Here is a 23,137-nt window from a genome sequence, read left to right on the forward strand (position 1 = left end):
AATTATGATAAGATGATACTACAACAAACACTTCAACCTTAAGTTTTAAAACAAAGCATTTATTGAACTAAGAAAAAATTAGCATATGGAACTAATAAAGAGTATAGGCAAAGGTTCACTGACGCTTTCTGACGGTACTGTTATAACTCTTGTAACCTATGTCCTTAACGTTAAGGAAACAGGTTTCTCTCCTTATGGTGGTGTAAACTTTGTGGTGGAGAGCATTACTGGAATTACAATAGAAAGAGTCCCAGATGAATTAAAGGAGAAAGTAAAGGACAAGACCATACCTAACGGTGTCCCACAGGACGGTTGGGAGATAATTGATATTAAAGACCAAAAGCCAGCTATAGTTGAGTTAGAAACTGATAGCTCTAAAGGGAAGTTTATGGTCAGAGCGGAGACAGAAGCAGTCATGGCTTCGAGGAATTTGAATTATAGGACACCTTCAAATGAACCTTGGTATTCCGTGTTATCGATAAATAAAGTATCATGGAGGCCTTTAAAATGACGGTAAACAATCCACGCTATATTCCACTAATTAACATAGAAAAAGAAGTAAATATCCCAGAGCAGACTAGAAACTATGGCATAGGAACTTTAGGCAATTCTATGATAGAGGCTTTCCTAAATGAGTGGAAGAAAATAAAGGATGAGTCTGTTGTTAGAGACCCTAGAATCTTGTACGGTGCCCTTCTATTCCTCTCCTTTTTGAGTTCAAAAGCCACAATTAGTAGTATTGAGTATGGTGAAAAGCAAGACCAGATTGAAATTAGATTGAAAGGTTGTTGTAAAGACTTTTTGAAAGAAAAGGAGGAAATTTACGAAGAGATTGTAAACATAATAGGTGATAGAAATCACGCCTCACTAGTAAAATACGCAGTTGGTGTTGTGTGTGAAGACTTACCAAAACTTGAAATCCCAATCGATAAGTTCTTAAAAGAATATGGAAAGATCAAAGACCCTGTGAGTAAAGATGAAGTAGTGAAGAAGATTGCCATGGAAATCCTCAAGGTTATCCACGAGAATGGGTACATCGTAGACGTAGCCTACATAAAAGATGATGATAGTGTATATGTGTTTTTGAGGAACTGTAGCTTAAGAGAATGGGATAGGATAGAGGGTGAGATTTTGAAGAAACTGGAAGAACTGGAGAAAGATTACGGAGAAAAAGTATGGGATGCGGATACCCTCATAATTGCGTGGTGTTTAGATGAGACAATATAATCTAGACCCAACAACCTTCATTGAGAGGTTGTTAAACTGCTTCAATAATCCAACTACAGATGTAGAGATTAGGAGATTAATTAGTGCGCTCTTCTTCTCTGTTTTTAATTATTGGATGGAAAAAACTGGGTGCAGTAATGCTGACCCAATAGATTTTGTAAAATGGGTAGATAGGAATTTAAAGTCAGCGAAATATAGAAGGGATATACGCATTTTAAGAGCTGCTAGGAACGCTGTCGACCACTATGTAGATACGAGTGTGAAGTTACCGTACTACGAATCACCAATTGAAATTAAAAGGGAGACCTTCGAAAGAGTTGAAGATGCCTATCGTCAAATTTTAAACGAATTAAAAAAGATTTAACAACATATGTGGAATAATTCGTATGTTTATCTTTCCTCGCTATGCAAAAACATTCCGTTCTCTTTATTAATTCTTTTACGCCAATTTGTTTCTAAAAGATTTAGAATCCATTAAAGCGGATCTCAACACACCTACCTATGCATTGGTACGAATCGCTCTTTATCATGTTAATAGGTAACTTAATATTTCGTATTAACCAGTGAGCAAAGTAACCTTAAAATGCTAAGTAAAGGGAAATGACGTAAGAATTTTCATTAATTAAACAACATTCTTCTTTTGAGGTTATAATCTTCTAACTTTTGTGACCTTCGATTTTATATGAAGTAGACTACCAATTTTATTCACTATGAACCTCTCTATATTTCCTAATCCATTTTTACATGATCTATATCTTAGTTTATTCACTCCGTTTGTCCCTAGAGGGTACTCTCAGTCATTGAGGTTCACTTTATGCTCACATGTATCTGCACAGTAGAAACAACAAAAATAGCGTGTCGATCCATTTATCTCTCTAACGTAAATATCGTCTTCACTTAACTCTGTACTATAGCTTTAGCATATTAAGTTTTCTTTTTTATATCGATTCTCGTTCATATTTTTCTTTTTTTTTAGAATTCTTTCATAAGAAGTCGATTTGTATACGACGTAAATTCATAGAATATTTCTATTGAGAAACGTAGAAATTGCCGATATAATAGAGTACATTAAGACGATAAAATATACACCCAAGAATTCCCCACGGACTACGAAGAAAGACGCTAATAACGGTGAAAGTCCACCAGCATACATTGCACCTAGTTGATATGATAATCCACTTCCAGTATACCTTATTGGGGTTGGGAAATTTAACGCATTTAACACTCCATATAAAGACCATGAAGCTGTTGAAACCTTAAGGAGGATTATAGAGATTAAGAGAAGTCTTCCATTAAAGAGAAAGATCAGTCCTGGAAACGTTAGAATACCCCCTGCAACTATATAAACTATCATTAACCTCCTCATATTTAATAAATCACCTAGGAACGCTAAGGGTACAAGAATGGTGAGCCAGACCGCATCTCCTATGATTAGGTATGTTATTCCTACATTCAGCGGTATCCCCTCAGACCTCATTATTGGTAATCCGAAAGTAGCGACAATAGTTGTAAGACCTGCAGCAAGGCTAACCATACCCGATGATATTAGAATTTTCTTGTAATAGTGTTTAAACGTTGTTATAACTGGGATCTTGGCTATCTTATTATCACTCAATAACTTAAGAAAGGCGGGACTTTCACTTATACTCCTCCTTATCAAGAAGTTGATCAAAGCTACAACTCCGCCTACAATTATCAATATCCTCCAGGTCTCAATTAGATCCTTATAAAGGAGTAATAGTCCAGCCAGAGCTAGAAGCTCTCCTAGCGCAGCCCCTGCTTGAACGAAACAAGACCAGGTAGCCCTTTTCCTATTATTGCATTCCAAAAGGATTGCTATAGCACCTCCATATTCACCACCGAGCCCAAGACCAAAGGTAAGCCTTAATATCAGCAATAACAGTATTGATATAAAACCTAGTGTGGCATATGTTGGTAAAAAGCCAATAATAATGTATGCGACTCCTACCAATAACATATTAAGTACAAGACCTTCCCTCCTTCCCTTCTTGTCACCAATGTTTCCGAAAATCATAGCCCCCAAAGGTCTAGCTACGAAAGTTATAAAGTAGGTACTAAGGGAGACTAATATTGCTAAGAATTGGTTATATCCAGGTGGGAAAAAGACCTTCGGAAATACCAGGACTGATAAGAGAGCATAAAGGAAAAAATCATAATATTCTATTGTCGTACCAGTAAGCGTGAAGAACCCCACTCTCAACCTATCGATGTACTTTAATTCCTCCATCGCGATAACGTATAATCCTTAGAAATTTTTAAATATAACGATAAGTGCAAAGGAAACGAAAAGAAAATGGCATAGCTTGCTGATTAATTAAGTCCAAATTAAGATGATGCGTTGGCTTTCGTCTTTCATGGAGATATAGATTATAGTTATCTAAGGTTCATCTTGCTATGATATTAATCATAATCTAGAGGTATCCATGCAAAAAAGCTAGTATAAGGTGTACAGTTACATACCAAGCGTCAAAGCTAATAATTGAGTAACATAATTCACGCAGGGCTAGATGTTGACATAAATACCCCCCCATCACAGTATGAAATCAAATCCCTTTCATTATACTACCTTGGAATCTCATTTTACAAATTGAACTATCCATAATATAGCATAGCACTTTAGAAAGGTTGAGAAATACTTCAAGGAATTCTAATTCTTCTTCCAACGTTGGCGTTAGATAAGAGATCGCAATGTAAATATTTAGAAAGGTAGTTCTTCACCTTTTGGATTACCTATAACACTTCCGTTAGGTAAAACTACGTTAAAATCCCCTTCGTAACCTGCTTAATTTAAGCGATGAAGGGATAAGGATATGTTGTAGCCATATATAAAGAAATGTATCCATTTCTAATATTTTATAATATATTAAAAAGTTGAAGAAATTGATCTAGTCCTTCAGTGGCTAGTCATTCCTTTTTATATAAATAAAATAATTTAGAATAATTAATTACGTTAACTACTGCGAGCCCTAAGTCCTAACGTTGGTAAGATATTCTGTGTTCATACCAACGTAATTTCCGATAAATAGATCGCTTTACATATATTCATAAAATTGTATTAATTTGAAATAGTTACATATTTTGATGGATTGTTCATAAATATTAAACCTCTTCATTTAATCCGTATCCCTTGTATATATTTCCGTTTTTTATGACATAAGACATGTGAGAAGGAGATAGATTTTCAACATTTTTTGAAGGATCTCCTTTTACAACTATTAAGTCAGCTTTGTACCCTTCCTTAATGTAACCTGATTTTAAACCAATACACTCTGAAGCTATACTTGTAGAGGATTTTAATACGCTAATATTATCCATGTATTTTGACAGTAAAGCAGACTCTACGTAATTTTCTCCGTGAGGCCTCTTCTTTGACCCTACGTAATCTGTACCAGTAGCAATTTTAAGTCCATAAGAAACAGCTATTTTCATATCCTCATTAAAATGCTTCTTTACAATTTCTTCTCTATATTTATTTATTTCAGGGTCTTTGTAGTTAAGCGGTGTTTGATAAGTCGCCAAGGTTGGAATATAACATATCCCCTTTTCCTTTATTAGTCGAGCAGTCTCTTCATCTAATCCAAGTCCATGCTCTATTGTATCAACTCCAGATAAAATTGAATTCATCAAAGCTTCTTTACCGTAAGCATGGGAGGCAACCTTTAGCCCTGACCTATGCGTCTCTTCTACTATAGCTTGCAGTTCATCTAAAGAAAAACCTGGAAGTATTTTGCTTCCTTGAGAAAAAGCCCCTGAAGAGTAAACTTTTATTACGCTAGCACCTTGCCTTATTACTTTTCTTACAGCTTTCCTGCATTCGTATGGGGAGTCACAGTAATATGAATATGATATCCTCTGGGCAAAATCCAAGGGCAAATCCTTGGGATCGTCGTCCCCACCTGTTATTGCTAAGGAGTACCCTGAGGCTATTACTGTAGGGCCTATTATCTCCCCACTTCTTTGTAGTTTATCTAATCTAACAGCGACTTTGCTACCTAAATCCCTTACTGCAGTAAACCCTGACCTTAAAAGTCTTTCCATATCCCTTGTACTCCTTATCGCAACATCTATTTCGTTAACCAAGTTCCACGACATAACGTTGTCCTCTTCAACTCCAAAAAAATGAATGTGAGAATCAATTAACCCTGGCATTATGAAATCTCCTTTAATTACTTTGGCACCGCTTTCTATAGTTTCGTTTTCTGAAACTTCAACTATTTTGTCTCCCTCGATTAACACTTTACCTTTTTCTATTATTTTCTCTCCGTCAAAAATTTTACCTGTTAAATAAAACTTCATATAACAAGACTAATGTGTATAACAGTTTTAACTTTTGCTATTTAATATTCTAAAAAACGAAGTTCTAGTGTTTTTTACCGTTTTTAATTTTTAACGAGCTGTTTTCATTATATTTATATAAAATTCATGCTACTTAAAATATAAAACCTATTTTCTTGTAAGCAAATTAGTGATGTTTTAACCATTAATTCAAGATTTTATTAATAGTTGAACAAAATACAAATTTATTCTTGACAAAATTTATTAACTTTATGTAAAAAATTAGCTTCATAACTGTGTTTAGTATTTTATAGGGAATTAAAATAAAAATTACCGCCTTCTTCTTAATAATATTGCTACTACTATTACAGCTATTATTATTCCTCGCTATCAAGCTTTATTATCCCCTTAAGTTAAAGAAAGCATATAGAATTGAAGAAGGTTACAGTAAGTAAGATGAGAGGATATGATGCCGACATCTCCTTTACTCCTAAGAAAGTTAACGTTATAGTGGGACGTAACGGACAGTTCAAAACCACACTATTAGAGCTATTATAAACTGCGCTAATGTTAAAGTTTTTTGAAGCTGGCGACATCTTAAATGCAAATAAGCTTATGAAATTGACTTCATTACTGAGAGGTGACGTTCTGGTTCCATAGGCTCATCTCATTACCGTTTGAGCTTGAAGTGAATGAAGATCACATTTATGGAGGTCCTGTATTAAAGGAGGATGAAGAAATAGTCAATAAGCTACTTATTCCCAATCCAATGGTTAATGTTGGTTATCTTCCTCCAATAAACGTTTATGAGATAAAGGTTAGGGACACTATTATTAAGGTAAATGTATTCCCAAACGGAATGATAGGGTTTGCGGTAAATAAGTACAATCCCAATACGAAGGTTTACAAGTTCATCCCTCTATTCTCCTCAAACCTGGTTAGCCCAGAGTATTTCTCTATAATGAATGATCTAGTTCCAATTCATAAGTTATTCGAAGCAATAGAAAAATTAGGGATCTTTGAGTCTCTTGGGTTCAAAAACGATGAGTTCAATAGATTTACGTTAATGGCTACCTATGAGAATAGGGAAGTGCCTGTCTACTACCTTGGAGGGGGTTATTACTCCTTAGCACTCACGTTAATAGGGTCTACCCTTGATATAGCTTTGTTTGATTCACTAGAAAACAATTTACATCCAGGTTTTATGATGAAGATAGCAGAAATAATTAATGATAGCCATACACAGTGGTTTATAACTACGCAGAGTGAAGAGCTACTTGATAAACTTTTAGATAAGATAGAAGATATACAAGTAATAAGGCTCTATAGAAGCGATAACAGGATCAGTTCTAAGGTAATTAACAAGGAGAATGCATTAGGGCTTAGAGATGTTGAAATAGACTTAAGAGGATAATGTATGATAGTTCTAATAACAGAAGGAAACTCAGACTTATGTTTTATCCTTGGACTTTTGGGAGAACCATGCTCTAAAAAGAACCCTGTTAGTCTACCCAAGGGTAAAAGAGGTAATATAGATGATTTAGAGCTATACTATGCAGGAGGGGTAGATAACGTAACGAATATATTAAGAAATCAAGTAGACCTAGATAAAGCTGAGAGGACATGCATATTAATAGATAACGATGTTTCTGCAAGAGGAGAGAATAAAATTAGAGACTCGTGCGGTAGTCGTTGTGAAGTAATTAGGTTTGAACATGAAAATATGGACGAATTAGTATATCAGTTGGTTAAAATAATTGTCAAAAAACACGGAGGAATGTAAAAAACATTTATTAAATATTGATGAGGTTAAGGATAGTAAAGCTAAAGTATATTACGCCGAGTTTATCTATAGACTTTGTAAATATAATGAAGATTCTAACCTCTGGCATGATCTTTCCTATTTCTTTAATGCTGTTGCTAAAGATAATAAGGATCTTTCAAAAAGTATCAACGCTAGACTAAGAAGATTTTTAGAATGTGCGACTATTAAGGAAACGCATTAAGCATAAGTGTGAGGATTCATCATTAAAATTACATCTAAGGCTTTCTATTACCTAATCAGTTTCCATGACACTTTTATGTAAAACCTCTCTTCTACAGATGTACACTAATGTTTATTTGAGGACATAGTTGATACATAATACATGTGTAAGGATAAATTATTTAAACAATGTGCTGTGTAGAACAAATGTAAACTCCTTTAACTGTCAAGGCTTTGTAAGAGAACGTCTTTATAATAACGAATGAAACTTGATAATCTAACTGAGACAACATTAAGTTACTCACTATTTAAGTAGTAATACTAAAAAGATTATTAGAAAAGCTTATATATACATATTAAAGAATAATAGACTATTATGAGCTTGGGAAAATTCCTCAAAGTATTTGGTGCTGTAGGTATTACAGCTCTTGCTACATTTGCTAGTTTTGAAGCTAAAGATAAAGTTAAAGAAGCTACAAACAATGAGGCTTTAGGATGGATCACTTTAGGTGCAATTCAAGTCGCGGGGCATACTTCTGCACTTTACTTGATGAAGGACGTATTTGAAGACTAACTAAACGTATTATACGTTTCTTAACCCTTAAATAGAGAGTAATCGTAATGTTAGAGTATGAGAGTACTACTAGCCACTCCAAAAAGGATAATAGAACTAATTAAGCAGTTCAGTACTACATTTAAGAATTATACTCTATATTTTATCCTTCTATTGAAGAGAAAGTGATAAAATAAGGGTAAAACTGCGTAATGATCAAGAACTCCTCTTAACATCAAGAGAAATAGTTAAGATAGCTGGCTTGAAAATAGTTTATCTTGATGAAGATATAGAATGGGATAATTGTGTCTATCCATCTATTTCACCTCTCTGAGATAAATTGTATAAATTCATTGTAGGTTGTGAAGAATATTTTCATCTACCTTGTTATTGTCTCTCTTTTTTTGTTGAGCTTGGTAGAAAATGCTAATTCATGCTCGATAACCCGTGCTTTACAATCCTAAACACTTGCTTTACAACGTTTCTTATCCCGAACTTCTCGTGTTTGTTTGGTACTCCTTGCCAGTGTAGTATGTTGTACCATGGTCCCTTATCGTGTATGTAAAGCACGTCCTTTCCTAGTTGTTATTTTGTACACGTCAGCGCCGCTTCTTCCTGTTGTCATGTAGATTTTTACTACTTTCCTTGTGTCTATGTCTACTATTACCCATAAGTATTTTCCGTTGACGTGGAGTATTTTTGTTTCGTCTATTGCTACCCTCCTTGGCTTTGGTAATTCTTCTAGGTAGTTTTGTAGTTTTTGGAAGTAGTAGTATGCTGTGGATGGTGGTAGTTTTAGTTTGTGGAATGATAGTTGGAGGTAGTATGCTGCTAGTGCTTCTGCAATCTCCTCTACCGTGTGGAAGTTTGGGTTAATTTTTATTACCTTTAATATCTTTAATAATGCTTGGGTCAAGGGGAGAAATACTTCACTCCTCTTCAACTTCATTTCCATCCCTAAGTTTTACTCCCCTTGACCTTTAAAACCTTTACAAGAGATAAATATTATAACAAAATTGTTAAATATATATGGAATTTATTCAATTTTTATCGAAAGAGTGAAACTGTTGAATACACACAGCTTACTAAAGGACGAGTTGATAGGGAGATAGAAATACCTTAAAATAGAGAGGGAATAGGTGAAGTAGATACTTAGCAAATAAAGACTTGAGAATAATCTCCTTATGAAGAGAGTGTTAAATAGAGTTATACCGAAACAATTATTCCTCAAATCTTTAAGAACCTCTCGAAGCTTAAACTTCCCTCATACTTCCCTAATATCTCTTTATCATTAGTCACGAGTTTAAGTTTGTAGCGTATCGAGGCTATAGGTTAAGGCTGTCACTAGGAGTGTTGAGATGTTATACAATTAAAATGATTGGAAAAGGGTTAATATTAGAGTTTATCACTTTGTATTTGTTTTAGTTACTGATATAAATATAAGATAAAGAAGATTAAAAAGAACACTCATTTAGATCAGTATTATTTCATCAAGGTTTAGTCCTTCTAATTCTTTCTCCCTTCTAAAAATTGCTTTTGTCTTATTCGCTCTAGCTGTAGCTATTGATGCACAGTCTCCTAGAGATATCGGATACTCACACTTGCATTTAGAAATCTCTTCCACTATCATATCGTTAACGTAAACTATTTTAAAATAGTTAGAGTTAATCAAGTTCTTAATGATATTTGTAGCTTTTTCCCATCCTTTGTGTTTGCACAGAACATAATATACTTCGATTAAGTTAATTATATTTATAATTGGTTCTATTTTTCCTTCTCTAATATTACGAAATATTTCATCATACTCACCATGGAGAATTGAGATTATAACTCCTGAGTCAATAGCCAAACTTCCTTTTAGATCTCTCTTCATCTAATCTCCTCTCTTTTAATAGTTCATTATATAAATCAACTCCTTTTAAAGAACCAAATAAACTATCTAATAACTCTGGTTTAAGAGTACTTTTATCTATCAAATAGTTAATAACCTCGTCTATAGAGAACCTTCTACCATATTGCTTTTCCAATTCTCCAGCTATCTTTATTAACTTCATCTTAGTCTCATCCTTTACTTTTATTGATTCTACTTTTGCCACAAAGTAGTATTTTTCTTAATACATATTTAAGTTTTTTAGATACTATTCACTATAGGTCTAGAACTAGAATTTAAGTTATCCATTGTTATGAGTTATTTCAGTACAGGTGTGTGTATTGAGTGTGTAGCCAAATTATGATAAGCCAACTATGGTAATTTACGTCCTTTATTAAGGGTTTTGTCAATAATTAACTATACACTTATACAAACTCCTTAACGTACGGTTCCATCTACTTTTTATTTGAACTCATAATTTTAATTCCAGTCTGTTCAGTCTGTCATACCATCCACCATTCATTAACTCACCCAAACACCTTACCAAGCAAATATGGTATACCTTTCACTAAATCAACAAGAATACCCCGTTAAAACCAACATCCCTGTCAAAAATTATCCTATTCTTATTCAACTTAGAAATTAACCAGTCATGAGGAGATGGCTTAGTCGTACTCTTCCTGTACTTATAATACTTCTTTAGGAACTCGAAAAATGGAGGGTCTTCGTTAAAAATCACATGGTTTGATATGCAAAAGGACTTTAAACTATTAAACGCCTCGTAATAAAGAACTGAATCTTCATGGCTAACAACGTTCAAATCTTTTACGTCAACGTTTAACAGTTTCTCCCTTTTAAAACACCTAGGTACAGCTACAACGTAAGGAGAGAAACCTTTTACCTTAACGTATCTAACTAAGTAGTCCCTCTGTAGGTCTAATAGTCTACCGACAACATTTCTGTTGGCAGACTTTTCTGGAATTAGGACTGCATCACAGTCTAGTTTCTCTAACTCTTCAATGAGACCACTCTCTGGAAACTGGTCTGCATCAATGAAGAGGACTTTATCGCCCCTAGCTTCCCTAATACCAATTAACTTAGCCTCCAACCTACCCACGTTCGTGTGAATAACCCTTAAGTTTTCCCTACTGTAATGAGGTGGTGATTTTGAGGAGTCTACAAGGATAACCTCAACGTCACTAGGTAATGAGTTTATCAACTTGCTTACGTCTTCATCCTTGCTTCTGATTATTACTGAAATCACATTGAAATATAAACCTTGAATTATAAAAGGGTAACTAGACTAAGAGATATAAAGAGTTTTCTGAATCTATAATTTTTGTATCTCTTTTTTATTAATAAAAAATTAATATATCTTCTTGCAGGAAATAGTTAGAAACGTAACAACGTTGAGCATTTGAAATGTTTTTAAATATAAGTCTGGTATAAGATGTAATTATTAATATTAGAGAAGCGTATGATTTAAATTATTAAGAATAATAAGTCATTCAATGGATATTACAATCAATTTCTTAGCTGGACATCTCACTCAATATGATGGACAAAGTAAAGCAATATTGAATTTTATAAAAGGTTTAAAGCAAATTAATATAGATTCACAAGTAATTACGTTAACTAGTAGTATTGAGAATGATCATATTATTAACTTGAGAGGTAAGTTAGGGTTGATTCATGATTTTTACACTTTTATGGGGAATCCCTTAATTTTCAAGAAGTTTTCTGATTACCTTAATGATGACTCTATTTACATTGTAGCTAATGATGATTTAGTACCTATAATTAACCTCAAAAGAAACGGTAAGATGATATTATGGGCACAAGGAGTACTAGGGCTTATTTTCTTCTGGAAAGAATTTTATCGAAAACAAAGGATAATAAGATCTATTGCAAGCCTTTTTACAGTTAAAAATGTTTTAGCGTTTAGTGAAGCTGCAAAGAAATATGATATGGTATTAGCTAACAGTAATACCACAGCTAATTAAGTCTCAGCCTTTTATCACAGAGTCCCAGAAGGAGTAGTATATCCACCGCTAGACGTGGAGAATTATCAATTTAGACATGATAAAGAAAACTTCATATTAGTTATTCTAAAAAGAGGTTATGGCGCACACATTGATGTTCTAAGCAAAATAGCTGAGAAAACTAAGATGAAAGTTATAGGATATAAGGTACCAAATGCCGAATTCTTGGGAGAAAGAGTCTCTGATCATGAGTTAAAACGGTTATATTCCTCAGCTCTCTTCCTTATTTATCCTTACGATTCTGAATATTTTGGTTATATACCCATAGAAGTGATGGCTTCAGGCACTCCAGTATTAGCATTTAAGTATTCAGGTGGCCCTAGTGAGACAATAATAGATGGAAAGACGGGATGGCTAGCTTATGGTGAAAAAGATCTGTACTATAAGGCAGTAACTATATATGAACAAGGATATAATGATAAGTTCTCGGAAAATTGTAGGAAAAGAGCTCTTGAGTTCTCTGTTGAATCTCAAACTAAAGAACTGGTACAATATATTCGTTCTCTTCATCAATAAACACTCAGTTGGCTTAAAGACTCGATTCTCTTTTAAGATTTGCGTTTAATGCTGTGTTGAACAAATTATAGATTAAGTTAATGTTGGCTTAAAATAGATCATTATAATTCATGTTCGTAACCAATAGCAGTTTTATTTACAGTCTTAATAGATTTTAAGGAATTTACATTTATTCTGTATAGCACATTTTAAAAATCAGTATTAATTTAAAATCATACGTTCACTTAAATATTCTTTTTCAAGGAGCGTTTTAAGAGAGTAATTACTACAGCTTTTAACATTCTTTTGTAAATTATTATGTAAGCAAAGATCCCATAGAATAGAAGATCAACACTAATCAGTAATAAATTCGCCAATTCGCCATATTTTAAATGTAAGAGTAAAATTCCGTTGCTATAAAAGATTAATTGCCCAAAAACATTATGACCTAAGTATAAATTACCGCTATTAACTTCAGCAGAAGGTAATGGTAAGCTGGAGCTTACAAACACGTTTTTCGGAGTATGTAATGAGAACTCTGTCGTAAACTGAGTAAAAACGTAATTGAGTGGAAAACTCACAAGGGAAGAGAAATTGATTGTAAAAGGTACAAAAACTAGTATCCCAGTGACCTTCATGACTAAAGCATTAGAAACGTTTAGGATGTATTTACTTATATGACTTATGTCTGTATCGTTAAACACAATATACTTTCCTTCATGTATATTAATTTCCGTTACATTCGTTACGTTGTAAACACTTATTTGTGATGATAAAACACTCTCTGGATTTAATACTATTGGTATGGTATTTTGCATCTTCACTGGAGATACAATGGCTGGTGTATAATTTAATAGTGGATATAAATTGTAAAGCACATCAAATACTAAATTTTCGTCTGTTCCGTTATAGAAAAGAGCATTATAAGAATACCTGAATATTGAAGCATTGGGCTGTTCAAGAAGGTATACATCACTTGAGTTAACAACGGGTATTAAGCCGGAGTAATGCAAATATGAGTAAATAAAATAACTGTTCAGCGGGATGTAAGATGTGTTATCTATAAAGAGATATCTTATGCCCGCTATATCATAAGATAGGGGTGTCTGAGAAATATTTTGAACAGGCGGAGGAGAGATTGTTGCCCAACCTGGCATTAATGGAGGAGAGTTTAAGATAAACTGATAATTAGTCCATTTTTCTGAGAAGCCTATTTCACCAACATAAACTCTTCCAGCATTATTAGTAGACATTATATTCATTACGTGAACCCACTGTGGTGGAGGATAAAGAGGAGCATAATAACCTTGTAAAGATACACTATTACCTGGAAATGAACCTGTATCTTGCGAAGGATACAAAGTACCATTGAAGTATTGCCAACTAGCGAACGAGAATAAGATCACTATAATTAAAGGTATAATAATCTTAAATCTGATTCTTTTTACCTTATTCAGTAGATAATTAACACTTATTGGAATTAAGATTAAGTATATGGAAAGGTTTAACCACTCAGCATAAAAGGGAATTGCAAAAGTAGTTGCAAATACTCCTCCTATTATCGGTAGATGCGAAGGAGCAACCTCGAGATAATAAGTAAATTTTGTATCTGGGAAATTAGTTCCTACTTCAATAGCTATTAAGAAAAGTAAAGATGCGACAAGAGGAGATATGTATTGTTTTCTATCTTTATCAAAGAGACTAATTAACATTAAAATAAAAAATATAGATAAGGAAGCAAACCAGATATAGGATATGGGATCGTTAGGAAATAGAACATTATCTTCTCTGCCTATTGTAGGGAGATACCACCATTTGGTACGAGGATAGAATAGAATACTAGGCGGAGAGTAAGCTATTGTGGTCCACCATTCACTAATAAAATCAAAGATGAAGAGGAATGTAGCGTCGGGTGAGAAAAATGCTATGGTTGAAAAAGTGTCCGGTCTAAAAGCAGGTGCTGAAATAGCCTTAGATACTGAAGTTACAACTAATAATGATGGATATATATAGATGAAATATTCAAAAGCAACGAAAGGCAAAGTTACTAATAAACTTAGCAGTGAAGTTACTAGCGTTTTTAAGAACTTTCTTCTTCCTAAGGCTAAAGTGCCCAATATGAAAGGAACTAAAAGGTAAATTAACCATACATAAAATCTAGGATCCATTATAGCTGAAAAAGAAATTGCTAAGCCCATTTTTATAATATCGTATTTATTTATTTTTTATTTTTTATATTAATATTAATTATTTTTACGAAGAAATAAGCTATAGCTAGTACCGCGAAAATGACGTTGTAGTATTGAGCTGTTATAAGTTCTAAATATAAAGGATTTAGGAAAAATGCTATAACACCAATCGCCTTAATTAATAACCTGTGGCTAATATCGAATGTATCTAATACAAGATCTAGAAGAAAGTAAAGCAAAAAGTACACTGAGGAAAAGATTACGAGAAGAAATAATTTATCTAGTATAATAATGTTAAATGTAGGGAATACCAGAAGAAATAGATAGTCAACCGCTTGATTAATATAAACGCCAATTTCCGGAACATAAACTGATGGGAAAAAGAGGTATCTTAATTGAGGTCCGGAGAAGAAAGGAGGAATTAAACCATTGTTAAAATAGCCATTACTTAAAAGGTAAACATAAATGGGAATGAGCGCAAATACCCATAAACCTAAAAACTCGAATAAAGTTAGTACCTTAAACTTATCGACTTTACTACTAATGCCCATTCTAGTTATAGCTTTTATGAATATTATATAAGTTTTAGCAATAGAGTCTAGGAGATTTAAGCCTATTTATGCTCTATTGATAGCAGAAAGTTTATTTTTAATATAGTTATCTTATTGTTGAACATGGTACTATTCTAGTACTACTCCAGATATTGTTAGAAGATTCTTTAATATTAAGTAAAATAAATGTGTGCTCATTTAAACTATTTTATAAGATTTCTTATGAACTGAAAATTAAACTGCTGATTCTCTAAAATAAGATAATTTTATCTTTTATGATCACTCTTAAGGATCAAGTGTGTTTTCGCTGTATCGTAGATTATTAATAAAACCTTAATGAAGGACATAAATTACGTTATAATTAAATAGTTTATTACAATACAGCAACACTTTAGATACACACAGAAACGAGATCTTAGCTGTATTATGCTTAATATGTGTAACTATTAAATCTAAATAATTAAGTTAAAGATTAAAGTAATATTAGAGTTTAAGTCCACATTTATAAGAATAAAACATACTTAAATATAATTATAAGAATTTACAAAGATCATAAGCATAGGAATTTACTAATAATTGTTATAATTATAGATTTCTCATTAAATTAGTGAAGTAAACACTTAAGTATACTAAAACTTCTTTAGTACAATTATATAATAAAATTCCATGATTTATTTAATACTTCAAAATCTTTGATATCGCCTCAATCTCATGTTTTGTTATAGCATCAAATGAAAATCTCGATATATAATCCCTACCTTCTTTTCCTAGCCTGTTTCTAATTTCTTCATTATTTAACAAACTTATCACCGTATCCGCATAGGCTTTTACGTTGTCAAAGGGAACCTTAATAACCCCTTTCGAAAATCTCTTTGTCCACGGTAAATCCCATAGTACGGCTGGTAAATATGACGCCAATGCTTCAGCTGTAACCAATGAAAAACCCTCATATAGAGAGGGGAAGACAAATACTTTAGATTTAGCGAGAATTTCTCTTTTTCTTTTCTCGCTTACATAACCCAGATATTCAGAGTTTCTAGGTAACTGTGATAGTTTTTCCCAACCTCTCCCCATTATACACAGCTTAGGTTTATCAATCTTCTCGCTCACCATATCCCATATCTTGTAAAGATACTTAACGCCCTTCCTTTCTCCATAATCTCCTATGAAGAGACCATCGCACACTTTTTCGCTTGTAGTATAGTAACCGCTTACATCTATCCCATTTGTAGACGTTAGTATTACCTTATCTGGAAATAGTTTCTTTAGTTCTTCGTAGACCTCTTCTTGATCTAGACATATTATCCCCGATGAATGTTCAAAAGCCATCTTAATCAGTGGATAATACTTGCTATCTCCCCTAAGTTCCTCTGTTACATGATGCACAAATATTATTAGAGGTTTTCTTGAGAATATTGACAACAGATACGAGTAAATTACACTGAGAGAATACTCTGAATAGGAAAGTATAACGTCTGAGTCTATGGCTTTTCTTAAACATCTTATAAAGCCTGGTAGAAATTCAAGCTTCGAAGTACTACTACTATAGACTATATCAAAATTAGCCAAAAGAGGTTCAAAAAACTCATCTATCTCCTTTAACGTATTTTTGTCAACACACAAGCTAACATTAGGAATTCTGCTATATACTTCAAGTGTCCTTCTTGCTGCACCCGTAAATTGGGTTCCAAATCTCATAGGAGGGGATATAAGTATACGCATTTTACGTCACCACAGCGAGACTAGAATTATTAACGTTCTTTCATACCGACTCCTTTATTATCTTTGCTATGCCCTCTGCTACATTATCCCAAGTGTGGAACTTTACAAATTCTCTAACACTATCTTCGAAGGGTGACCTCAAGAATTCTTCGTCCTTAAGAGACCTTTCTATTTGAGTCGCAAACGTGTTAATATCCCCAGGTCTAACGAACCTTACAGCCGGTAGTGTATTAAACGCTGAATAAACAGTAGGTATAGAGTACGCTATAACCGGTGTGCCTAGTGCTAATGATTCTAAAATAACTAGCGAGAAACCGTCTGCTAAGGAAGGATAAACTAAAAGTTTTGCTCTTTCAATAATTTCACGTAATTTGTGATCTTCTTTTATAAATCCTAGATATTCTACGTCTAACTTTTTTTTCTTTATATAGTCAAAAAATAGTCTTTCAAACCTAGGGTATAAAAATTTACCAGCGACCTTTAATTTTATTCTTACTCCTTTTTGCTTTAAAATATTCAAGATGTTGATAAGGTTAAAAATCCCTTTTGAGGGAATTAGTGTAGTCCAAAAAATTATATAATCGTCTTTCTCACTTTCATGGTCTAAATAGTAATCTACTCCGTTAGGAGGATTTAATAAAACCTTTCTAACATTCCTTAGCTTTATTGAGTCTAGTGTGCCCTTACTGACTCCTGCTATAAATTTAATATATTTGGCTCTTTTCAAAAATTTTACTTTACTTCTAGAAATAGCATATAGCCAGTAGGTTCGTCCTAAAAGATAATCTATCGACCTATACACAAATGGCTTTAACGAATAGTACGTGTAGGATATACTTTGACTAAGGGAATAAATAGGCTCATGAAGGGTTGCTCCAAGTGAGACATCAAGCTTATTGGAGAGGAAAACAGCTTCTGGAGTAACGAAGTCAGGGTCATAAATAAAATCACCATAAATATCAAACTCGTCAACGTATTCTTTATAAAACTTAGCTGATCTAGGGAACAATAATGGCTTAAACTTCCTTTCCTTATAAGCTTCTGACGGTATTTTAAAAATACCTTCTAGCTTTTTTAGGTCATCTATTGAACCATCTTCAGTGTACACGTCAGCATAAGGCACATATACCACATCAAAATATTTTGTCAACCTCTTTGTAACCTCTCTGACGTGTCTGCTGCCACCAGAATAATCTCCTAGCTTGTTAACTACAATGAGCTTCATTCAAGTTTTAAATATAGTGCACAAATTAAAATCTTGTGAGAGTTTTACTAATAGCATCTAAGGATGATTTCTTTAGCAGTTTAGAAAAAGTTACTGGAATAGGTAGATACGTAAGACAAACTTATGAAAGTCTCAGTAAATATTTAGAGGTTGAAAAATTTCCTATATATGATTATTCCTCAGTCCTTTCTGCATTTCTCACTACAGTTACAGCTAGCCTTTCATTAAGATATAGGAACTTTGATATAATTCACTTACTAGCACCAAAACCCTTCATTCCACTATTGAAAGGGAACGCAAAGTCAGTAATTACAGTCCATGATCTTTTCTTTTTAAAATATCAAGAGTCTCTCTCAAGGTTATCACGCTTGTATTTATTAAGTATCAAAAAAAGCGACGCAGTTATAGCAGTCTCGAGCAAGGTCAAAAGGGATCTGATTGAAATGAACTATAATAAAAAAATCTTTGTAGTGAACCCTTTTATAGACGACAAGTTCTTCAAAGAGAAAAAAAGAAATGCGACAGAAAAGAAAGAAGATATAATAAAGATAGGATATATAGGAAAGATAGACAGCGAAAGAAAAAACGTTTTAAGGGCTATTAAGGCTTTTAAAAACCTTAGAGAAAACGCATTGTTCGAGTTATGGGGAAATCATTCTACCTCAAACAAAATTATGCAGGAAATCATAAAGGAAATAAAAAAAGATAAAAGAATAAGGCTCATGGGTCCCGCTCCTGAAGAAGATTTAATCAAAATATATGACTCTTTTGATGCCTTCTTTTTGCCTAGTAAGGAAGAGGGTTTTGGATATCCTATTGTTGAAGCACAGAGTAGAGGTATCCCCGTGATTGTGTTTGAAGACTCTGATATACCAGAAGAAGTATGTAAATATTGCTTAAAGATAAATAACGACCTTAATGAGATTATTGATAAAATTTCTGACATAAATAGAAATGCGCTCATTTCGTTTGCTCAGAAATTTAACGTGAACGCTTACGTTAAGAATTTAGTAAATATGTATAATGAAATCATAAAGTAAGATTGTTCTACAGCAGCCTTGTTAAAAATAAAACTAAATATTACGAAAGATTAATTCTATCTTGATGTATGAAATAGGCGTATTTACACCATTTTCCAGCGTTATAAAATTCTACGGCGGTGGTGAAGTATTTATTAAAGAAGTCCTTAGTGGACTGAATAAAAAATTAAATATCTTAGTAATTCCTACACTTAACAGCATAAGAAATTTTGCCACAAAAGAAAACAACGAAGAGATTTGTAGAACTTTATCTTCTATGCCTTTCAATTTTCCGCAAATAGTCTATAAGTTATGCGAAAATAATTTCAATGTAGATCCTGAAAAGATAGTACATGCGTATAGGGAGGAACTTAAGGAAGTAAAAAGTTTTTATGATATTCATGCTTTCCATGAAGTAATCCATACCCTCCCTAACTGGAAAATTAAATTGTTTCTTAGTTTGTTTGGAGAAAATTTTGCACTATATCATTACATGTACTTTCCAGACTCCTACTACTTCTCGTCTGTACTTCAAAAACCTACAATGATGACTATTCACACAGATTTAAGACCTTATTTAACTTCAATTAAACTTATTCCATATTTAACTAAGATAAAGGAAGATCCATTTTACTTCATGAAGAGAAGATTTCAAGTTTATACACTTTTTAAGGTTCCTAAAATCTTCAGATCCCCCTACATAAAGGTTATTACTACAGTTTCAAAAGGAGAAGGCGAAGTATGGAAAGTTCCTAAGGAAAAACTTAGAGTGCTTTATCCATCAAACGCATTTAATGCAGAAATGCTAAAATATAGAACTATAAATAATAAGGAGGATTACCTTGTTTTCTGGGCAAGGTTAACGTTCAAAAAGGGATTGTTTGATATCCCATTTATTTTAAAGTTTTTAAAAGAGAATTTAAAAGAAAATATAAAGATATATATCTTTGGAAAATTCTATGATTGTTCCGATAAGAAATTCTTTGGGTTAATTGAAAAATTTAATTTAAAAGAAAATGTAGAATATCTAGGTTTTCTCACAGAAGAAGAAAAATATAAGATTGTAAGCAAAGCTAGAGCTTTACTTTACCCATCCCATGAAGATACTTTTTCTCAAGTAATACTTGAGAGCCTAGCTTTGGGGACACCAGTAATTGCATACAACATTGAAGGGCCTAAAAGTATTTACTCAAGTTTCAAAGCTGTAAAATTTGTAAAAGAATCTAGTTTTAGAGATATGGCCAAAAAGACTTTTGAGATCTTGAAGATGAATGACGATGAATATTTTCAGATGTTAAACGAACCTACATTGATGAAATTTTTAGAGGATCATAATAGCTGGGATAAAGTAGTAGAAAACATACTGGAAATTTTAAGCTTCTTAAATTAGAAAATGTTCATGATTTTAAAAACTTCTTATTAGATGGACTAATTACATTATTTGTAGAAAATTAGTACAACGCTATTGTTATGCAAGAGCATTAATATATTGATCAAATAGCTTATCGTTAATATGAAATTTCTGCTTTAACTATGTATGTTTACGATGTGTGTTTGCTTACGTTAATCTCGTAATTCGATTTGTTGATAACTAAAAATTCGAAATATATTCGTAACCGTTATGCATATCTGACATGGATAACTATACCTTTAATCTACAACTTAAAACGTATTGACCATAATAAGGTACATATTCACAATCAGAATGAGCAGTTAAATGAGAGTGTCGTATTATTAAGATTAATAGAGGAGCGAATAAATTTAACGCGGTTTATTAAGCTTTTACCCGTACACGACCGTGCCTTGTGTTTGTTTAAGAAAGCATTTAAAACGATAAATATTTAAATTACTTTGAATTAGAAAATATTAAATGTCAGAAACGTTAGATGTTGATAGCTTGTTCCTCTCTTCCGAACCAGAATCGGTTTATAAATTTTTCTCTAATTTTCAAAAAAATTGATGATCTCGTAAGCTGGATGAAGCAAAGACCAAAGGCAGAGGTTAAAATAGGTGTAGAGAAAGGAAAATACAATGAAGTAGTAATCGTAATACCTACTGCGGATATGAATGGTTATTATGCAAAAAGTATAAGGAAAACCTATGAAGGACTCACACTAATTTTCGTTGAAAGTAAAGGGAAATATTTTAACTTTGCCCATTCTGTAAACGAGGGAATTAAAGAGGCACTTTCACTTTCTCCTTCATGGGTAATAGTATCAAATGACAATATGATTGGTATTGATAGCCCAGAACAACTTATTAAACAGTTAAGGACCGTAGAAGAAAATGATGTAGTTTTTGCTAAACCCCCCATGTATCATTCACTAATGGTTCATATATGTAAGATTAGACGATTGATATATAAGCAATATTTAAAAAGAGCTGTAAGCGAAAATGCCGTTATTCCATTTAATGTTAGATAGAATATCCTAGACAAATTTAAGGTTGAATACTTAATTATTCCGATAATTAAATATGAGGATATTCCTATATTTATTAGAAACGAAAAATTAACCTCCCTTGTATGCTCAAAAGATTATCTAATAATTAACGGAGGAGCTTTTATGATTTTTCAAGCAAGTTTTTTAAAGGAAATTAAGAATAATTTTCTAGATGAGACATTTATAAATGGAGTAGAAGATGATGATTTATATTTTAGGATATTTAGCTTATATAAACCTAAAATCGGATGGATTAACTTCCAAATTAAGGGCATGATAAGAGGGAGTTTAGAGAAAGATGAAGTAATTAACTTCAAAAGAGATATGGTTAATCGTATTTATTTTAACTATAAGTGGAGATATTACCTTAACAAACTAAGACCTCAAGATTTGTCTAGCAAACTCATTTCTAATTCCTAATTACCTTATCGCATATATGGTATTGTGGAGGAAAATATTAGTGGTTAACTCTGGGTTATGATATATAATGTAAGTCTTCTTAAATCCTGCTTCCTTGATTCTTTTCAATATCTCGCTTAATTCATTAACGTTATTTAAAGTCACTTCAATCTTAGCTAGTTGTTTAACTCTCTTTAGATCCTCTACAGATAAGTACCTTTCGCATCCCTTACAGTCCATTTTTAGATAATCTACTTCTTTAAGACCCAACATATCCAGCAGTGAAGATAAACTGTAACTCTTAACCATTTCTTCTTTTTTCTCGCTCTTATAAAATGCTGAAGCTGAGCCATCAATTCTGTCAGCTTTGTAAAACATCGTTACTTCTCCGTCCTCACCTATTGCGCATTTTATTGGTGTTACCTTAATCCCTTCGTTTAGCTTTAGGTTCTGAAGCAACGCATTATAATTTGTTGAAACTGGTTCTATCGCAATCACTTCAGCTCCATTCCTAGCGAAGTGAACAGACGTGTCTCCGAATTCAGCACCTACGTCTAGAACTTTTAAACCTTTGAAAGAAGCTATAAATCTGTCATGTATCTTTAATATGAAAGTTTCAGTAAAAGTCCAAGGATCTATATACCTAACATAAAACTTACTTCCGTCAGATGATTCAATAATCATATTATTTGTGTCTATTCTTACAAAATTGCCGTTTAGTTCACTAACCTCATTAAATATCATTAAGCCATACTTTATTACGAAATATATTAGAGATAATAAATTGTAAATGATGTCGAAATCGCTTTCATTTTTAAACTGTAAGGTTGTACTAGGAAGCCTTATTACTATATTGTTCTCTTGTAGTTCAGTCGGTATTCCTAGTTGGTTTAGTTTTTCGATCAAAATTGCTAAATCCAGAAGCCTATAATAATCTCCATTAACAAGTAATCCGTCTCTTAAAACCCCAGTAGCTTTTGCTATTTTCGTTAATCTAAACTTATATAATGCCATTTTGAACGTTAACCCTAGCCAATTCCTATACGTATGCCTTAACTGGTTTATTGTCGAAATTACATCTTCAAGATTCATAATCCATATCTTTTATCTCTATCCAATCAAAT

Annotated in this window: 24 protein-coding genes; 13 read left to right on the top strand and 11 right to left on the bottom strand. The window is 32.8% G+C overall.

Features of this window, described 5'->3' with window-relative positions; translation table 11 throughout:
• Window positions 1-85 precede the first annotated feature (85 nt).
• From CM19_RS00875 to CM19_RS00885, 3 genes are read left to right on the top strand one after another with little or no spacing between them, the layout of a single operon-like run.
• Window positions 86-511, top strand: coding sequence for a hypothetical protein (locus CM19_RS00875; RefSeq protein ID WP_048098562.1), 426 nt, complete (start codon window positions 86-88; stop codon window positions 509-511).
• A complete protein-coding gene (locus tag CM19_RS00880; RefSeq protein ID WP_048098563.1) occupies window positions 493-1,227 on the top strand; it encodes a hypothetical protein in 735 nt (244 codons plus the stop codon). Before CM19_RS00875 ends, CM19_RS00880 begins: the two co-directional genes overlap by 19 nt.
• Window positions 1,214-1,591: a hypothetical protein gene (locus CM19_RS00885; protein ID WP_048098564.1), complete on the top strand. Its 378-nt coding sequence runs from the start codon at window positions 1,214-1,216 to the stop codon at window positions 1,589-1,591. The genes CM19_RS00880 and CM19_RS00885 overlap by 14 nt, the downstream gene beginning before the upstream one ends.
• 651 nt (window positions 1,592-2,242) lie before the next feature.
• Here CM19_RS00885 and CM19_RS00890 read toward each other — a convergent pair.
• The gene (locus CM19_RS00890) at window positions 2,243-3,475 is read right to left on the bottom strand and encodes an MFS transporter (protein ID WP_048098565.1); all 1,233 of its coding nucleotides are present in this window, start codon (window positions 3,473-3,475) and stop codon (window positions 2,243-2,245) included.
• An 872-nt stretch (window positions 3,476-4,347) separates the two neighbouring features.
• Complete coding sequence (locus CM19_RS00895) at window positions 4,348-5,544, bottom strand: metal-dependent hydrolase family protein (RefSeq protein ID WP_048098566.1); 1,197 nt, start codon at window positions 5,542-5,544, stop codon at window positions 4,348-4,350.
• Between the two features lie 411 nt (window positions 5,545-5,955).
• Here CM19_RS00895 and CM19_RS13385 point away from each other — a divergent pair, with 411 nt between their 5' ends.
• The 4 genes from CM19_RS13385 to CM19_RS00915 all read left to right on the top strand — a co-directional run bounded on the left by CM19_RS13385 (window position 5,956) and on the right by CM19_RS00915 (window position 8,081).
• Window positions 5,956-6,081 (top strand): hypothetical protein, encoded by a 126-nt coding sequence (locus CM19_RS13385; protein ID WP_268744919.1) that lies wholly within the window; start codon window positions 5,956-5,958, stop codon window positions 6,079-6,081.
• A gap of 82 nt (window positions 6,082-6,163) precedes the next feature.
• On the top strand, window positions 6,164-6,937 hold the full coding sequence (locus CM19_RS00900; RefSeq protein WP_048098567.1) for an AAA family ATPase: 774 nt from the start codon (window positions 6,164-6,166) through the stop codon (window positions 6,935-6,937).
• Between the two features lie 3 nt (window positions 6,938-6,940).
• Entirely contained in the window at window positions 6,941-7,306 is a 366-nt protein-coding gene (locus CM19_RS00905; RefSeq protein WP_048098568.1) for a hypothetical protein, read from the top strand.
• A gap of 577 nt (window positions 7,307-7,883) precedes the next feature.
• Window positions 7,884-8,081, top strand: coding sequence for a hypothetical protein (locus tag CM19_RS00915; protein ID WP_048098570.1), 198 nt, complete (start codon window positions 7,884-7,886; stop codon window positions 8,079-8,081).
• 529 nt (window positions 8,082-8,610) lie between these two features.
• Here CM19_RS00915 and CM19_RS00920 read toward each other — a convergent pair.
• From CM19_RS00920 to CM19_RS00935, 4 genes are all read right to left on the bottom strand, one after another.
• Window positions 8,611-9,015 carry a hypothetical protein gene (locus tag CM19_RS00920; RefSeq protein ID WP_052349389.1) on the bottom strand — a complete coding sequence of 135 codons (405 nt, stop codon included), beginning with the start codon at window positions 9,013-9,015 and terminating at the stop codon, window positions 8,611-8,613.
• 516 nt (window positions 9,016-9,531) lie between these two features.
• Window positions 9,532-9,933: a type II toxin-antitoxin system VapC family toxin gene (locus tag CM19_RS00925; protein WP_048098571.1), complete on the bottom strand. Its 402-nt coding sequence runs from the start codon at window positions 9,931-9,933 to the stop codon at window positions 9,532-9,534.
• The gene (locus tag CM19_RS00930) at window positions 9,899-10,156 is read right to left on the bottom strand and encodes a hypothetical protein (protein WP_048098572.1); all 258 of its coding nucleotides are present in this window, start codon (window positions 10,154-10,156) and stop codon (window positions 9,899-9,901) included. Before CM19_RS00930 ends, CM19_RS00925 begins: the two co-directional genes overlap by 35 nt.
• Window positions 10,157-10,498: 342 nt before the next feature.
• Window positions 10,499-11,194, bottom strand: coding sequence for a glycosyltransferase family 2 protein (locus CM19_RS00935; protein WP_048098573.1), 696 nt, complete (start codon window positions 11,192-11,194; stop codon window positions 10,499-10,501).
• Between the two features lie 247 nt (window positions 11,195-11,441).
• On the opposite strand from CM19_RS00935, the gene CM19_RS13260 reads away from it, so the two are divergent.
• Window positions 11,442-11,933, top strand: coding sequence for a hypothetical protein (locus CM19_RS13260; RefSeq protein ID WP_235185583.1), 492 nt, complete (start codon window positions 11,442-11,444; stop codon window positions 11,931-11,933).
• A 54-nt stretch (window positions 11,934-11,987) separates the two neighbouring features.
• The gene (locus tag CM19_RS13265) at window positions 11,988-12,488 is read left to right on the top strand and encodes a glycosyltransferase (protein ID WP_235185584.1); all 501 of its coding nucleotides are present in this window, start codon (window positions 11,988-11,990) and stop codon (window positions 12,486-12,488) included.
• 224 nt (window positions 12,489-12,712) lie between these two features.
• On the opposite strand, the gene CM19_RS00945 is transcribed toward CM19_RS13265, so the two are convergent.
• From CM19_RS00945 to CM19_RS00960, 4 genes are all read right to left on the bottom strand, one after another.
• A complete protein-coding gene (locus tag CM19_RS00945; RefSeq protein WP_048098574.1) occupies window positions 12,713-14,665 on the bottom strand; it encodes a hypothetical protein in 1,953 nt (650 codons plus the stop codon).
• Between the two features lie 20 nt (window positions 14,666-14,685).
• Complete coding sequence (locus tag CM19_RS00950; RefSeq protein WP_048098575.1) at window positions 14,686-15,207, bottom strand: hypothetical protein; 522 nt, start codon at window positions 15,205-15,207, stop codon at window positions 14,686-14,688.
• Window positions 15,208-15,882: 675 nt separating this feature from the next.
• The gene (locus CM19_RS00955; protein WP_048098576.1) at window positions 15,883-16,929 is read right to left on the bottom strand and encodes a glycosyltransferase family 4 protein; all 1,047 of its coding nucleotides are present in this window, start codon (window positions 16,927-16,929) and stop codon (window positions 15,883-15,885) included.
• 40 nt (window positions 16,930-16,969) lie between these two features.
• A complete protein-coding gene (locus tag CM19_RS00960; RefSeq protein WP_048098577.1) occupies window positions 16,970-18,154 on the bottom strand; it encodes a glycosyltransferase in 1,185 nt (394 codons plus the stop codon).
• Window positions 18,155-18,189: 35 nt separating this feature from the next.
• Here CM19_RS00960 and CM19_RS00965 point away from each other — a divergent pair, with 35 nt between their 5' ends.
• The 4 genes from CM19_RS00965 (at window position 18,190) to CM19_RS12445 (ending at window position 22,034) form a co-directional block, all read left to right on the top strand.
• A complete protein-coding gene (locus CM19_RS00965; RefSeq protein ID WP_048098578.1) occupies window positions 18,190-19,194 on the top strand; it encodes a glycosyltransferase in 1,005 nt (334 codons plus the stop codon).
• Window positions 19,195-19,258: 64 nt separating this feature from the next.
• Window positions 19,259-20,563, top strand: a complete 1,305-nt coding sequence (locus CM19_RS00970) for a glycosyltransferase family 4 protein (protein WP_048098579.1) — start codon at window positions 19,259-19,261, stop codon at window positions 20,561-20,563.
• Between the two features lie 586 nt (window positions 20,564-21,149).
• Window positions 21,150-21,596: a hypothetical protein gene (locus CM19_RS12440; RefSeq protein WP_052349390.1), complete on the top strand. Its 447-nt coding sequence runs from the start codon at window positions 21,150-21,152 to the stop codon at window positions 21,594-21,596.
• Window positions 21,597-21,737: 141 nt separating this feature from the next.
• On the top strand, window positions 21,738-22,034 hold the full coding sequence (locus CM19_RS12445) for a serpin family protein (RefSeq protein WP_052349391.1): 297 nt from the start codon (window positions 21,738-21,740) through the stop codon (window positions 22,032-22,034).
• Here CM19_RS12445 and CM19_RS00980 read toward each other — a convergent pair whose 3' ends face one another.
• Window positions 22,035-23,105, bottom strand: coding sequence for an FkbM family methyltransferase (locus CM19_RS00980; RefSeq protein WP_048098580.1), 1,071 nt, complete (start codon window positions 23,103-23,105; stop codon window positions 22,035-22,037). It lies immediately after the preceding gene.
• Window positions 23,106-23,137: the final 32 nt, after the last annotated feature.

The organism is Candidatus Acidianus copahuensis (assembly GCF_000632495.1).
In the GTDB taxonomy this organism is placed as follows: domain Archaea; phylum Thermoproteota; class Thermoprotei_A; order Sulfolobales; family Sulfolobaceae; genus Acidianus; species Acidianus copahuensis.